Origin of the sequence: Paenibacillus sp. CFBP 13594, assembly GCF_014842675.1 — a bacterium.
Taxonomy (GTDB): domain Bacteria; phylum Bacillota; class Bacilli; order Paenibacillales; family Paenibacillaceae; genus Paenibacillus; species Paenibacillus amylolyticus_B.
Genome location: NZ_JACYVQ010000004.1, coordinates 291,935 through 306,928, shown reverse-complemented (window position 1 = coordinate 306,928; position 14,994 = coordinate 291,935). Strand labels below are relative to the sequence as shown.

Here is a 14,994-nt window from a genome sequence, read left to right as displayed (position 1 = left end):
TGCCACTCCATTCATTAAGTTACAAAAATGTGCGTACTTATAAGTATCAATCATTTCCACTATATTAACTATATCAGAAATGAAAGGAGATATATCACGGTTACAATGAGAGAATCTAACTAGCAGTCACAACTATAAGAAATAAATACACTTTTGTAGGTACAGATTGTAAAAACAGATTAGGGAGGAAATTTTATGAATAAATCCAAGATCGTATTAATTACAGGCGGCAACAAAGGTATTGGTTTTGAGACAGCAAGACAATTGGGAAACATGGGGTATGAGATTTTAATAGGAGCAAGAAGCGAAGAAAAAGGACATGAGGCCGTAACGCGCTTGGAAACGGAGAACATTAAAGCTAAAACGGTGGTTCTTGATGTCACAAAACCCAGCTCCGTTCTCTCCGCAGTAGAATGGATTGAACAAGAATATGGATACCTTGATATCTTGATTAATAATGCAGGCGTGTTTTTTGAAGGCAACACATCTCCAAGGGAACTGGAACTGTCCGTTCTCAAGAATACTTATGAGACAAACGTTTTTGGCGTATTTTCTGTCATCACTGCATTACTTCCATTGCTCCAAAAATCTTCTGCCGGAAGAATCGTAAATCTTTCCAGCGCATTAGGTTCCTTAACTTTGAATTCAGACCCAACGTCGGAATTTTATAATGTGAATTCGCTCGCCTATAATAGTTCCAAAACGGCTGTAAATGCTTTAACTGTTTTCTTTGCTAAAGAATTAAGAGATACTCCTATTAAAATCAACTCGGTTTGCCCTGGATTTACAGCTACCGATTTAAATGGTAATACTGGCTATCGCACAGTCGAACAAGCAGCTTCCAGTGTAGTTAAGCTCGCCACAATCAATAATGATGGTCCAACGGGTAGCTTTTTTGATGAAAATGGAGTTGTGCCTTGGTAAACCATTTTACCCGTGCAGTTTCTGAGTATTCCGCAAGCTATATGCAGTTTACCCCGTCCCACTCACCAGAGTAGCAGAGTAGACATTCTGTGTAATCAACGGCTATAAGGATTTGTTCATGTCCACTATCGGAATAGGGTCAAATTCATGTGTCTGACCAAGGACATGAACTTGACCCTTTAAAATGAAAAAAACGCGCTTAGAGCGGGTTTGCATAGGGCTGTATTAATTGACTCCATAACTTCGCAATCTGCGATCTACAATCCAGTAATGTACATTTAATATTGATTGCTAAGTTGAATATGTATTTAAACTAACCTGCCCGTTAGTTCAATAAGATAGATCAACAACATCGTCCAACTCTGAACAAGCTGATCCCCATACTTCCCCATCAACACGATAACCGCCACCACTCCATTGAAGCAAGTAGTCTCCAGTACTCATACCTTCTGAGTAACCTTCTTTAACATTTATCCAATCTAACGATTCCCCGGGAGCAATTGTTCTAGAGAGATACACTCTATTAGTATCCAAGTGCGTTAAACTAACATTGACTTCATGGCTACTATTGTTCTTCATAAGCAGTTTTATATGTACAAATTCCGGATTTAAGGAAAAGGGTTGCTGCACCGTAGCTCCTCCAGAAGCAATAAAGTGGGAGGGTTTACTCGCTTGTTCACTTAAATAATTAGAAAGGATTTCACTTTCGGACTTGCTTGAAAATACAACAGATTTTGGAGGAGACAAATTCTCTTGAGTTGGACTTGTTGAATCACAGGCAGTTAGGGTCACTGTTGTTAAGGCTAATGTTACAACAATATAAAATAGTCTCTTTTTCTTCAATACTTCATCCCCCATATTCTTTTATTAGTTTTTCTTTAACCTGTAAAAAATCACTTGTGACGAACAACGCTATTAATTAGTCAAAAGTTACACTTGTAATTCGCAAGATGACATTGAGTTAACCTGCCCGTCACCTGAACAAAAGCAGCCGATTAGGTTAATCGGCTACTTTATGTGGTTTATTGACCTATCGTATTCCCTTAGTGTAACAAATGACGACTGGGACTGATATCATTAACACTTCAGTATCATTTAAAACCGAAATGCCTCTCAACTTCTAATAACATCTGCTCTTTATTGGACTGAGATGTTCTCATAAACCATTTTAATTGATACTGCTCTGCTTGTTGCAGATAATGATTCGATGCTCTAACCACTGTGTTTAATGTTTCGTCCCGTGCACGTTGTGGATCTGATAAACTAGGAAACAAATCTTCCATGCCTCTCAGATGATCTCGATCCAGATAATTTGCTCGAATGAGGTCATCTTCTGCAAACATATAAATAACTCGGTTGGGGTCAGCAATCTCCCTTAGATAAGCAGGTTCCATAAAAGTATCTACTACGATTGGCTTCTCTTTCCCCATCTGTAACAAATCCAAGATGATAAACTCCACACTTTCGTCAAACACGGAATTTAACCAGTGATTTCTATCATTCCCTCGTCCTAAAAAGAACCATTCCCAATCAATGAAATGTCGCAAAATTGCTGGATGATCCTGCGGATTAGCCTTTTTTTGATAATCAAACTTGTGGTCATCTGAAGAATAATAATTCATATCCCATTTTGAAGAAAGCAAATTAGTCATCGTGCTTTTTCCGCCGCAAGGGCCTCCACATATCCAATAAACATGATCTAAATATTGTCTCAATAGTCGGTCTGAAATTTTCATTATATGAACATCTCCTATCTCCTAGTATAAGATTATTTTCTTATAAGGGAGAACGTCTCTTGTCCTATTTGCACTAAATGTCCAAGTAGCTGGCATTTTTACACCGCCTTTCCTAACTTCCTTTTATGACAAATTTATTCCTCGGAATCGCTTTTCACAAAATAATTACCATGAGAAAAAATTTGTTTGGTATCGGCCGTTAAATGATCTAAGTTATCAACCGTTTCCTTCTCGGTAATGTAGGGGTCTTTCTCGGTTACCCTTTTAAATGTTCCAAAAGAAGTCGTTATACCACTGACATTTTCTAAAGCTCTATTTATTTCCTCTTCTGATAATTTTACTCCTGGACCAAAATCTGGATAGTTTGGGTTATCCGCTGTTGCATCATCATTATGATGACCAGCATAAATGCTTAAAGCAGTCACTGCCGAAACAGTCATTATCAATGCCGTACTGATCAAGAATTTTTTCATTGGATGTCACTCACTCCTCAATCGTTTCAATAGTATGCATTCATATATCCATTGCCTTCTAGTTCAAGTGGGCCTATGTTTTAGTAGAAGACAGGTACAACAACTAATGATCTGTATACTGCATAGCGTGAATCGGTGTACCTTTCGTGACTTCACCTGTCCATGTATTGATTTCTAGTGGCTCTACTAAAACCTTCCATCCATTTCCGCTTTTGAAAATTTTATATGGGAGTGGCGGTGACTGTTCATAGTCTTGTCCTGCATACTTTTGAACGACATAAAGTTGAACTTCATCCGTATTGATTTGTTTGCTTTCCACAATCTCATACCCTGTAGTTGGATTGGTCTTCAAGTCCTTTACATATTCTTCTTCACGACTCTTCTCATCCAAATAGTTTGTATCTTTAGCATAGAACATCATCCCCTCTACATCCTTAGCAATGTAAGCATCAAAGTACTCAGTTGCGGCTTCCATCGGAGTTTGGGCTATGACTCTTTCCGCAGTTGTAGTCGATGCAACTAAAATAGAACTAGCAACAACACTGGCAAGTAGAAGCGATACTAATCCTTTTCCTTTCATGGATCGAGAACTCCTTTTTAGTGATAGAATTGTTAATAGGTATCAAATTTTTCTTTATATCTATTTAGTATAACGCATTGAATTATTGGAAAGTTTTTATATTTATGAGAAATTTGTTTGCATTGAATTTCCGAAGGCTAAGCCTCTTTATCCAAACTCTTCTTTACGCCCACCTCACTTAATGTTAGATTTTATAACATATTATGATGAAAGCGGTGGGTTGAAGATGGATCTGCAACAGTTATTGACTATCCCCATTCTCTCCAAAGCAAAGGTTATTGCCGGACATCGTGGCCTCGATCGCTTGGTGCAATCCATTAATATTATGGACGCGCCAGATATTGTACAATTCCTGAAACCCGGAGATATGCTGCTGACCAACGGTTATATCCTGAAAGACCGACCCGAAGCTCATCTTGGATTCATTACTGACATGCATGCGATTGGTTGTGCGGCGCTTGCTGTCAAGACACAGCGCTTCTCTCTTGAATTATCTCCGCAACTGCTCGAGACAGCGGACAGGCTGGGCTTCCCGATCATTGAGCTGTCTGAGATAGACAATACACTCGGTGAAATATTTCAACATTCGATCAGTGCCATCCTACAGAACAAAACCCATGAGCTCCACTATGCCTTGTCTATTCACAAGCAATTTTCCACGATGGTGATGCAAGGAAAAGGCATCCCCTCTATCGTAGATACGTTGTCTCAGTTGTTATCCTCACCTGTACTGCTGCTTGGCTCCAAGAAACAGATTACGGCCAGCTCCCATTATGCAGAAAAGATGGATGACCAGTCTCTCGCCATACCCTTACTGACATTTATAGATGAGCACCCTTCATTCCATACCACAATCTCAATCTGTCTGCTTACAGCTGAGAAATATCGACATGCCGAGTTTCATCCCATCTTCACGGATCGGCACGAGGGCTATTTGATCGCACTATACGACAGTTCCGCAAGCTCTAAGCTCTCCACTCTGGCACTGGAACAAGCCGTCAATGTAATCGGTCTGGAGTTAACCAAGAAGCAAGCGGTCAAGGAACGCTCCCGCCGTTACAAAAATGAATATTTCTCCGATCTCATTCAAGGCTTCATTCGTTCGGAACAAGAAGCGCTGCATCGCGGCAAGAAATACGGGCTGCAGGCAAAAGGAAGTTCCGTTCTCATCATCGCCAAGATGGATGAACCTTTAACGAACAAACCTAATCACATTCTCACTCCCTCAGGAGAAGAGCGGTTCATCTCGGAACGAGACGCTAATTACGAGCTGATTAAGCAGGAGTTCACCAAACTGGATCTTTCTTTTGTCATGTTCACGAAGAATGACCAGTTCGGCATACTCGTCTTTTTGGCCGAATCATCTTGGGATGAACACACTGTTATTCAGCAGCTTGAGTGGATTGCGGGCAATCTGTATATGGCGTCGCAGCTTAGTCTTTCTTTCGGAATAGGCAATCCCTACACGAATGTACTGGATATCGGGCTTTCCTACAAGGAAGCAGTCAAGGCACTTCAATCCGGCTATCAGATGCGAAAGACCCGCTTCGCCCATTCCTATCAGACGATGGATATAAGTCGCCTGCTGCGTATGATTCCCCACGATGAAATGTTACAGTTCCATCAAGAAACCTTTAAACCCTTCGAAGGCCGAGATCCAAACGAGCGCAGCGAACTTATGAAGACCTTGTCCTCCTTCTATGAGAATCATTGCCAGATCGTCGATACAGCGAAAGAGCTGTTTGTACATCGCAATACAGTGATCTATAGGTTGGAGAAATGTGAGAAACTAACCGGCAGGAACATCAAGGACCCGATGGAGAGCCTGCGCTTCCGTCTGGCCTTTGCACTGGAGTCGCTGCTGAATGTTAATTCAGCCCTTAGCGAAGCTGATCATACGTCTTGAACGGAAAGCGTGTCATGTATATTGACACGTTCTTTTGTTTTTCTTTTCATATCCAATCTTCAATTGTTCATTTTAACTGATTTAATTGTATTTTTATGTTCAAAGTAACTAATGACAACAGGACCCACAGTCTATATGATTAGGAATATATTAATTAATGTCACTTTAATTAACATCAAATCACATCAAGAAACAAACCATCATCAGGCTGTAGGAAAGGGGCTACCTATCATGGCTATACAGATACAAGGCGTATCCAAATCATTTGTCAGTGCAACCGGAGAAGATATTCAAGTACTCGCTGAGGTTTCGATGCAAATCAAGAAACAGGAGTTCTTCAGTATCGTGGGACCGAGCGGCTGTGGTAAGAGTACGATCTTCAATATTATCGCGGGTCTGCTTAAGCCAACGAATGGCAAGGTTATCGTCTGTGGCGAAGAGATCGATCAGACCACCGGGCATGTCGGCTATATGATGCAGAAGGATCTGCTGCTGCCTTGGAGAAGCATCTTGGACAATGTCACGCTAGGCTTGGAAGTGAAGGGCATGTCCAAAAAGGATCGCGGCGATATTGCCATGGATTATCTGGATCGTTATGGCCTGGCTTCATTCGCAGAAGCCTATCCCTCCACACTATCAGGCGGTATGCGCCAACGTGTAGCCCTCATACGTACCCTCGTTACCCAGCCCGATATTATACTACTGGACGAACCCTTCTCCGCACTGGATTATCAGACCAGACTCATTCTGGAAGATGAAATCTTGTCCATCCTGAAATCCGAGGGCAAGACAGGCGTGCTTATCACTCATGACATTGAGGAAGCCATCGCCATCTCCGACCGCATTGCCGTCATGAGCAAACGACCAACAACCGTGAAGCAAGTGTATGACATTGGTCTCGCCTCGCAATATGGCTCAGCATTGAAAGCCCGCTCCGACCACAAGTTCAAACAGTATTTTGAATCGATCTGGTCAGAGCTTGATATCCAAATGGGGAGGATCAGCTAATGAAGAGCACATCACCTGAAATTACCCTTACCGGAAAACCTGCTGGAGTTGTGAAGAGCAAACGCAGACAGTCCACCTTCTCCAAAGAATGGCTAACCACGATGCTATGGAGATTCATTATTGTAGCGGTCATCCTGGTGATCTGGGAATCCGCTGTTCGTTTGGAGCTGGTTAACGGATTCCTCATGGGATCACCAAGCGCCATTCTGGATGCCGCCATCACGATGGCCAGCTCAGGGCAACTGCTTACAGATGCTTTTGCAACGGTGAATGCCACTGTTATCGGCTTCGTAGCAGGAAGCTTAATCGGCTCGTTGGCAGGATTGCTCATGTGGTATTCCAAATCTGTTGCCCGTGTACTCGATCCCTTCATCGTAGCTATGAACGGTATCCCGAAAATTGCACTTGCCCCCATGATTATTATCTGGTTCGGTTCAGGCATCTTCTCCAAGATTGCTCTCGCCTCTGTCGCAACGTTTATCGTAGCGCTATTATCCGCCTACCAAGCGACTCATCAGATCGACGAATCCCAGATTAATCTGATGAAATCCTTCGGTGCAAAAAAATCACAAATTTTCCGCAAAATTATCGTTCCTTCCTCTCTGCCATGGATCATCTCGGCCTTCCGGATCAATATTGGTTTGGCATTAGTGTCTGTTGTAGGTGGAGAATTCATCTCTTCTGACAAAGGACTCGGACATATGGTATTCGTCGAAGGTAACCTGTTCAACCTTCCAGCCGTATGGGTTGGCGTGTTCATGCTGATGCTGGTTGCCATGTTCCTTTACACCTGTGTCGGTTATATCGAATCTCGTCTCCTCCCATGGAATGACAACAAGAGCAGCAGCAAATCTACATCTGTCTAAGCTGACCCACAACGACTAACTTAACTATGACCATTAAAGGGGCCTGATGACTAATGCGTACATTCAAAAAGATAGCTATCCTAGCAACGATGACGGTGATATTGACCACACTACTCAGTGCATGCGGAAGCAATGCTACAACACCTGCGAGTGGCGGAGGTACATCCAGTAGTGAGGGGCAAGATGCTACGAAGGTGGATAAAATCATGGTGTCCGAGGTGTATCACAATCTGCTCTACCTTCCGCTCTATGTAGCGAATAACCAAGGATTTCTAAAGGAGAATCGCATTGAGCTAACCTCCATCCGTGCTGCCGGAAGTGGACCAACAGCATTGTCTTCGGTCATCTCAGGCGAGTCTGCATTCTCCTTCCACGGTCCTGAGCATGTCGCATTCGCGAATGCAAAGGGCGGCGATGCTCGCTCACTGGTCCTTCTGTCCGGCAGTGCTCCTGTTTGGGCGGTTGCACGAGAAGGAGTAACGGTGGACTCAACAGAGGATTTCAAAGGTAAAACCATTGTTGTAGGTTTGGCACCTACAAGCTCCAACAGCTTACTGCGGAAGCTTTTCGCTGACAACAACATTGATATCGACAAAGACGTGACGATCACCGAGGTTCAGAATGGCTCCGAGCTTGGTGCTGTATTAGCCGGCAAAGCCGATATTGCTATCGTCTACGAGCCACAGTTAGATCAAGGCATTGCAGAAGGGCTGCATATCGTCCATGATTTCACGAAGGATTATCCTGACTTCGCCTTTGCAACGATGAATACAACCGCAAGCTTCATTGAGGACAATCCTGATCTCACCCAGCGCTTCGTCACCTCCATCGAGCAAGCCCTGGACTATATTCAATCCAATCCTGATGGTGCCAAAGCAGTCGCTGTGAAGGAGTTCCCCAATCTGGACAAAGAAGTCGTGGAACAAGCCGTACAACGTATGATTGACAGCAAGGTATACCCTGCTGAGGGGCTCATCAACGAATCAGCTTTTAACACCGCAATCGATATGCAGCGCTTCATCGGCAATCTGAAGGAAGAACTCGCTTACGAAGATATTATCGATTCAAGCTTCACCAAATAGAGAGAGAAAGGGTGATTACTCTGAAACAGGACGACTATCTCACACACCGCCGTACGGAAAATGCGAAATACACGAACGGAGTTATTACGAGCGAGGAGCTTGATCTATTTACAGCCGACTTGGAGCTGATTCGAGGTTTCAAGTTGCCAGAAGAAGTCGGCCCCAATGCTCCGCATAGGAGGGTGCCTCTGCGATGATTACGAAACCACTGAACGAACTGACGATTACGGAAGCCGCAACATTGATTAAAAACAAGACGATATCTCCTGTTGAGCTTACAGAGTCCTATTTGAAACGAATTGAGAATGTAGAGCCTGCTGTGCAAGCCTTCGTTACGGTTACCGCGGAACAAGCATTGCAGGCCGCAAAAGAGTCTGAGCGTAAGCTAATGAATGGCAACTATCTCGGCCCTCTGCATGGCATTCCCTATGGAGCCAAAGACATTATCCATACCGCTGGCATACGCACCTCGGCTGGATCTAGTACCTATCCTGACTTCGTACCAGAGACGAATGCTACTGTGATAGATAAGCTACACGCTGCGGGCGCTATCCTGCTCGGCAAGACAACAACGACGGAATATGCCTTCCAGGGAGGAGAAGCACCAACCCGCAACCCGTGGAATCTGGAGCACACCCCAGGTGGTTCCAGTTCAGGCTCCGCCGCTGCTGTAGCTGCTGGTATGGCCTCCTTCACTCTCGGAACTCAGACCTTTGGATCTCTGCTCAGACCCGCAGCTTACAATGGATTAACCTGTATGAAGCCAACTTACGGCAGGGTTAGCCGTAACGGTGTCATCACAGCCAGTTGGAGTCTGGATCATATTGGCGCCTTCACTCGATCCTCACAAGATAACGCGATCGTTCTGGAAGCGATGGCCGGGCAGGATGAGCTGGACTCCTTCACATTGCCTCACGGCAAGCCAGACTTAACAAGCGCTCTTGAGCATCCTGTTTCAGGAATGGTGATCGGGCTGCCAAGCAACTTCTTCCAGACCGATGAACCGGCGATCTTGTTAGCGGTAGAGTCGGCACTCACTGTACTTGAGAAGCTGGGCATGCAATGGAAGAAAGTTGATCTGCCTTCTTATATGGAAGAGACCATTGCTGCTCATCGTACGGTTATGCGGGCAGAAGCTGCCGCCTTCCATCAGGAACGCTTTGCGGAAGCCTCTGATCGCTACGGTCACACGATGCGGGAGCAGCTTGAACTCGGCTTTCAAACGAGTGCTGTTGATTATTTGCAGGCACAGCGCATCCGAACGATATTCCGCAGCGAGATGATGATGCTTTTCGATGAAGTGGATGTGTTATTGACTCCATCCACGCCGTATGTGGCCCCCTATGGCTACAAGACCGGTAGTCCCATTTTCAACGGACCTTTTACCAATACAGGGCTACCTTCCATTACCGTTCCCATTGGGTTTGATCCTTCCTCAGGAAAGCAACTACCAATCGGCATGCAGCTTGCTGGTCCACTCCTGAGAGAAGACCGCTTGTTGTCCATCGCCCATCATTATCAGCAGGCTACGAACTGGCATCAGTTAACACCCAATATACACTCTCACTAGGAAAGGAATGATAACTTCTATGTCTACCATCATACATGCCAGTACAGCACCCAAGTTCCCACTTCCTTTCTCCCACGCTGTCCGTGCAGGAGATATGGTTTACGTCGCAGGTCAGGTAGGCGTTGATCCACAGACCCTTAAGCCTATCGGCGGCATTAAGGAACAGACTGAGCAGTGCATTCGCAATATTGAGGTTATCCTGCAAGAAGCAGGACTTACACTGGATCATATCGTGAAGGTAACGACTCATCTGGCACGAGTGGAGGATCAGCCCGAATACAACGAAGTATATGCGCGAATGATTAAGCAGCCCTATCCCGCCCGCATTACCGTATTCAGCGGGTTAGGCCCTTATTTAATTGAGATGGAAGTGCTGGCGTATGCGCCATCCATTCGAGGAGAGTAGCACATCACCAAAGAGCACCTGAAGCCATAAATGGCTACAGGTGCTCACCTTTTTGAAAAGCCCGGTTCTCTTTTGAGAAACGGGTTTCTTTCGTATTCATTTAACTGTGCAAACTGAAGAAATTCTACGCTGTGTCTCACAGACTAGCTATACTGCTTCTCACTACGCAGTTGGCTGCTATGCTACTTTATTTTGAAGCGGGATGATTCCTCGGCAAGTTCTTTGGTCAGTCCATCAATTCTCTGCACCATATCCGCCAAGTGTTCTGTCATACCGGACTGCTCCTGCATCGTCGCTGTGACTTCTTCCACAGACGCGGATACTTCTTCACCAGAAGCGGACAGATTCTGTGCAGCTCCAATGACGTCATCCTTATCACGTTCAATAGATTCGATCTCAGTAGCAATAGCCTGAACCTGGCTCATCATCTCATTCATATTCTCAGTGACAAAATTGAATGTCTCCTTGGTCTGGCTAACACTGCTCTTATGCTGCTCCGCAATCTCCTCAATAGCCTGAACACTTCGGTTATTCTGCTCCACGTGATTAATTGTCTGCATGACAATTCGGTTGATATCCTCCGATTGCGCTGTCGTCTGCTCTGCCAGCTTGCGAATCTCGGAAGCAACCACGGCGAAGCCGCGCCCTTGCTCACCCGCTCTTGCAGCCTCAATGGAAGCATTCAACGCAAGTAATTTCGTCTGATTCGCAATTTCGGCAATGGTACCTGTAATCTGGTGAATGCCCGAGGAGCTTTCAGCGAGTTGCACTGTAATTTTGGAGATGTTGCCAACTTCGATCTCGTTCTGCCCGTTTACCGCAATGAGCGCATCAATAACTTCATGATTATTTTTGAATGCATCCGTAATTTCATCTGCCTTGAGCATAACGGACTGCGACATCTCATTCACGTTCTCAATCTTGTTGCCGACATTCATGAATTTATCAACAATGGATTCGGTATCGTTCGCCTGGGACTCCATAGCTCGTGAAATCTCAAAGGCTGTTGTCGTTGTTTCAGCAATAGTGGTCGAGGTTTGCTGAGTGGACTTTTCCAGCTCGGATGTACTTGTTTTCAGGATGCCGATGGAATGGTTCATGCTGGAGATCAGTTGTTTGTTCCCCTCGGCCATCGTGTTGAAGCTATCTGCCAATACTTTAAATTCCCCACTATACTTCCCTTGTGCCTGTACCGTAAGATCTCCTCCAGCCAACTGTTTGAACAACAGTGTGATTCGGCTAATCGGTCTGGTTACCAGTTGCGAGATCAGAATGCCTGCAATGATCGACACCGCAATAGCACTGAACAGAACAATGTACATTTGATTCGCCATCCCTGTCAGCGGCTTCTTCACATCTTCATACGTATCCTCCACAATGACAGTCCAATCGGATTTCGGAATTTTGGAATAGAACACTACTTTTTCCTCCGTGCTCGCCTCCCCTTGTTGCAACTTCTCATTGGCAGGCAGATCAATCAGCGACTGATACTCAGAGGAATCCATCTTCTGACCAATCATTTTCTCATCTGCTGAATTAAAAATAACCAGGCCTAAACGATCCAGAATAATAACTTTTCCTTCTTCGTTAATCTTGACGTTCTGTAACTGATTGACGAAAAATGAGGTCGAGGCAGTCGTCGCAAGCACGCCTTTCACTTCCTTGTTATCACCGTAGATCGGCATTGCAAAGACGGTCCCCAGCGTTCCAAGAGATTCAGAGATCACACCTTCGCTGACATAGTTGTGCCCTTGAAGTGCCTGCTGAAAATACGTGCGTTTGGCACGTTCCCCACCGACCACTTCGGGATTGTTTGCTGCAACCACAACGCCTTCCCGATCCAGGAGAATTAGAACGCTACTGCCCTCCATTCCTGTCAGGCTATCTGCCAATATGCCATTGGCCTTGTTCACCAGTTCGCTATTTTCCGAAAAAAACGCGTCATCACTCTGTCCTGCTGTATCTCGAATCTCCAGTAAGTCTTGGAATGTCCGATGTGTTGTGATTAGAAACGTGGACTGCTCCTCCAGACTTAGTGAAGTAAATAAACCTGCTCCAATCCGGTCAGAAGTTGACTGGATCTCATCCTTGCTTTTGTCCAGTGTGATCTCTTCTGCCACTTTGTAACACAGCACAGCCGTCACGGCCAGTACGATGCAGACCAGAATACTGATCATCATTGGCAATTTGAACCGAAAAGACATGTTGGTCAAGCGTTGCCTCGCTTTTGCAGATAACATGAATACATTCACCATCCATCCTCATTCTTGTTGGGCCCCATATAATATGGGATAACTTTATATCGGTTGTTATTAAATAAACGTCCAGTGCAGAAAGCGCTTTCAAAAATATTTTCCTTATTCTTATGAAGCGGATAACTGTAGGTCCAAGGCCGGTGTTGACGATTGGAAAATGTAGACTTTGGGTTAATACAAAATATGACATCGGTCAATGTCTGTAATACATATCGTCCCCCGGTTCTGACCATCGTATGGATCACAAGACGAAGCTATAAGCTAACCATTACGTTCATGAGCCAGGCTCTATTGTTTGACATTGTGTTCTTTCAGAATTTCCATGTCTAGTTTCACATCTTCATGTTGCTCTGTCTGTTGCTCCACAAGCCCAGCAAGGTGTATCTGAAGCAGGAAGCTCCTTCGCGAGATGACAACCAGGAGAATCTGAGGTTATAGGTTCGAAGTAGAAGAGGAGTAGTGGTATGGTAAAAACAGCTTTACCCACACTTTTAAATGTCGTGCGCATTTTATTGAGTGTAAAATTGATCTACGTGATGGTGTCCTTTATTGTGTTCCTCATCGATTTTAACCAGAATATGGAGGCCTATCTTGCTTTCTCACGCAAAGGAGATGATCTGGCTTACGCCTCTGGCGTAATCGTAGGCAGAATGTTGTTTATGATTGGACCAAGCCTGCTCGCCGTTATATTCATTACCAAGAGAAAGTTCAAGCTCACCGTCACATTTCTAAGTTTGGCGCTACTTGTTGCTATTTCCAATGAAAGTAACCTGTTTATCCTGATTCATCTCTTCGCCCTGCTCATCGTGCTCTTGCACCGTCCAAGCAAGTTGTATCTGAAACGGATGTATACTGGTGGCAATGATGAAGCGGTTGAACAATCTTAAAGTGCTCGCAAGATATGAATCTGGAATATACCGTTGAAGGTACAATAGATGATGTTAAAATAAAAACAAGGACTTTCCTCAGTCGTACAGGAAGGTCCTTGTTTATTACATTCACTATATAAGTGAATTTCCAATTACAGTGCGGCTTGATAGATTTGCACGACATCTTCACGCTGCAATTTTTGGAAGAATCCGAACGGGCCGAATCGCATCGCTTTATCAGCCATCGCGTCAATCTGACTATCGTCGATGTCATAGTCAGCCAGACGGCTAGGAGCACCGATCGAAGTCCAGAAATTACGCAGGGCTTCGATGCCTTCTTCAGCCACTTGTTTGTCTGACTTTCCATTAGGATTGATATCAAATACATTTACAGCCATACGTTTGAATCGATCTACATCCACATCCAGATTATGCTTCATCCAGTGTGGGAACAGTATGGCGAGGCCACCCCCATGAGGAATGTCATACACGGCTGACACAGCATGTTCTATATTGTGAGATGCCCAGTCTCCAGCAAGCCCCATATTCAGAACATCATTAAGCGCCATTGTTCCACAGTAGAGAATGGTTTCGCGCAGTTCATAGTTTTCCGGATCTTTGATCAGACGAGGGGCAGTATCAATGACGGTACGAAGAATCGTCTCACAGAATCCAAGCTGAACCGGTGTATTGGTATCCAGATGGAAATAATGTTCAAACACATGAGACATCATGTCCACCATACCGTATACCGTCTGATCCAGTGGTACGGTGTATGTGTACTCCGGATCAAGAATGGAGAACGCTGGGAATGAATACTCGCTGAACCATGCCCATTTCTCCTGCGTATCCTGATTCGTAATCACTGAACCGTTATTCATCTCGGAACCTGTTGCTGCCATCGTCAGAATTGTACCCAGTGGAAGTCCGCCTTGCGGAGTTGCTTCGCGCACAACAACATCCCACATGTCACCATCGTATTTGGCTCCTACTGCGATGGCTTTACCACAGTCAAGTACACTGCCGCCGCCAACCGCAAGAACGAGATCAATATGATGTGTTCTGCATAGTTCTACACCCTTATGAACCGTAGACAGACGAGGGTTCGGTTCTACACCAGCCAATTCCGTCACCTCTGCCCCGATTTCATTCAACTGGCTGATTACCTGATCGTACAGCCCGCTGCGCTTGATGCTTCCACCACCATATACAAGCAAAATACGCTTTCCGTATTTTGGAACTTCGGTTTGTAGTGCTTGAAGTTGCCCTTTGCCAAAAATCAGCCGGGTCGGATTATAAAACTGAAAAGATCTCATTAC

The 14,994-nt window shown here is 44.8% G+C and carries 15 protein-coding genes; 9 read left to right on the top strand and 6 right to left on the bottom strand.

Annotation, left to right across the window (positions count from 1 at the left end; translation table 11 throughout):
- The first annotated feature begins 195 nt into the window (after positions 1-195).
- Positions 196-924 carry an SDR family oxidoreductase gene (locus IFU39_RS15080; protein WP_105599957.1) on the top strand — a complete coding sequence of 243 codons (729 nt, stop codon included), beginning with the start codon at positions 196-198 and terminating at the stop codon, positions 922-924.
- Positions 925-1,254: 330 nt separating this feature from the next.
- Here IFU39_RS15080 and IFU39_RS15075 read toward each other — a convergent pair whose 3' ends face one another.
- The 4 genes from IFU39_RS15075 to IFU39_RS15060 all read right to left on the bottom strand — a co-directional run bounded on the left by IFU39_RS15075 (position 1,255) and on the right by IFU39_RS15060 (position 3,713).
- Entirely contained in the window at positions 1,255-1,767 is a 513-nt protein-coding gene (locus tag IFU39_RS15075; protein WP_146117045.1) for a pilus assembly protein, read from the bottom strand.
- A gap of 248 nt (positions 1,768-2,015) precedes the next feature.
- Positions 2,016-2,660, bottom strand: a complete 645-nt coding sequence (locus IFU39_RS15070) for a hypothetical protein (RefSeq protein ID WP_192133425.1) — start codon at positions 2,658-2,660, stop codon at positions 2,016-2,018.
- A gap of 134 nt (positions 2,661-2,794) precedes the next feature.
- On the bottom strand, positions 2,795-3,133 hold the full coding sequence (locus tag IFU39_RS15065) for a hypothetical protein (protein ID WP_192133423.1): 339 nt from the start codon (positions 3,131-3,133) through the stop codon (positions 2,795-2,797).
- A 103-nt stretch (positions 3,134-3,236) separates the two neighbouring features.
- A complete protein-coding gene (locus tag IFU39_RS15060) occupies positions 3,237-3,713 on the bottom strand; it encodes a hypothetical protein (RefSeq protein WP_192133421.1) in 477 nt (158 codons plus the stop codon).
- 226 nt (positions 3,714-3,939) lie between these two features.
- Between IFU39_RS15060 and IFU39_RS15055 the strand changes: the two genes are divergently transcribed.
- The 7 genes from IFU39_RS15055 to IFU39_RS15025 all read left to right on the top strand — a co-directional run bounded on the left by IFU39_RS15055 (position 3,940) and on the right by IFU39_RS15025 (position 10,551).
- Positions 3,940-5,619 (top strand): PucR family transcriptional regulator, encoded by a 1,680-nt coding sequence (locus IFU39_RS15055; protein ID WP_192133419.1) that lies wholly within the window; start codon positions 3,940-3,942, stop codon positions 5,617-5,619.
- Positions 5,620-5,850: 231 nt separating this feature from the next.
- Positions 5,851-6,627 carry an ABC transporter ATP-binding protein gene (locus IFU39_RS15050; protein ID WP_017687011.1) on the top strand — a complete coding sequence of 259 codons (777 nt, stop codon included), beginning with the start codon at positions 5,851-5,853 and terminating at the stop codon, positions 6,625-6,627.
- Positions 6,627-7,493 carry an ABC transporter permease gene (locus IFU39_RS15045; protein ID WP_105599969.1) on the top strand — a complete coding sequence of 289 codons (867 nt, stop codon included), beginning with the start codon at positions 6,627-6,629 and terminating at the stop codon, positions 7,491-7,493. The genes IFU39_RS15050 and IFU39_RS15045 overlap by 1 nt, the downstream gene beginning before the upstream one ends.
- A gap of 53 nt (positions 7,494-7,546) precedes the next feature.
- Positions 7,547-8,575 carry an ABC transporter substrate-binding protein gene (locus IFU39_RS15040; RefSeq protein WP_192133417.1) on the top strand — a complete coding sequence of 343 codons (1,029 nt, stop codon included), beginning with the start codon at positions 7,547-7,549 and terminating at the stop codon, positions 8,573-8,575.
- Between the two features lie 11 nt (positions 8,576-8,586).
- Positions 8,587-8,772 carry a hypothetical protein gene (locus IFU39_RS15035; RefSeq protein ID WP_105599972.1) on the top strand — a complete coding sequence of 62 codons (186 nt, stop codon included), beginning with the start codon at positions 8,587-8,589 and terminating at the stop codon, positions 8,770-8,772.
- Positions 8,769-10,145, top strand: a complete 1,377-nt coding sequence (locus IFU39_RS15030; RefSeq protein ID WP_192133414.1) for an amidase — start codon at positions 8,769-8,771, stop codon at positions 10,143-10,145. Before IFU39_RS15035 ends, IFU39_RS15030 begins: the two co-directional genes overlap by 4 nt.
- A 19-nt stretch (positions 10,146-10,164) precedes the next feature.
- On the top strand, positions 10,165-10,551 hold the full coding sequence (locus tag IFU39_RS15025) for a RidA family protein (RefSeq protein ID WP_192133412.1): 387 nt from the start codon (positions 10,165-10,167) through the stop codon (positions 10,549-10,551).
- 182 nt (positions 10,552-10,733) lie between these two features.
- Here IFU39_RS15025 and IFU39_RS15020 read toward each other — a convergent pair whose 3' ends face one another.
- Positions 10,734-12,791, bottom strand: coding sequence for a methyl-accepting chemotaxis protein (locus IFU39_RS15020; protein ID WP_192133410.1), 2,058 nt, complete (start codon positions 12,789-12,791; stop codon positions 10,734-10,736).
- Positions 12,792-13,270: 479 nt separating this feature from the next.
- Here IFU39_RS15020 and IFU39_RS15015 point away from each other — a divergent pair, with 479 nt between their 5' ends.
- Entirely contained in the window at positions 13,271-13,693 is a 423-nt protein-coding gene (locus IFU39_RS15015) for a hypothetical protein (RefSeq protein WP_192133408.1), read from the top strand.
- 134 nt (positions 13,694-13,827) lie between these two features.
- Here the strand turns inward: IFU39_RS15015 and IFU39_RS15010 are convergent, their stop codons facing one another.
- Complete coding sequence (locus IFU39_RS15010; protein WP_192133406.1) at positions 13,828-14,991, bottom strand: iron-containing alcohol dehydrogenase; 1,164 nt, start codon at positions 14,989-14,991, stop codon at positions 13,828-13,830.
- Positions 14,992-14,994 lie beyond the last annotated feature (3 nt).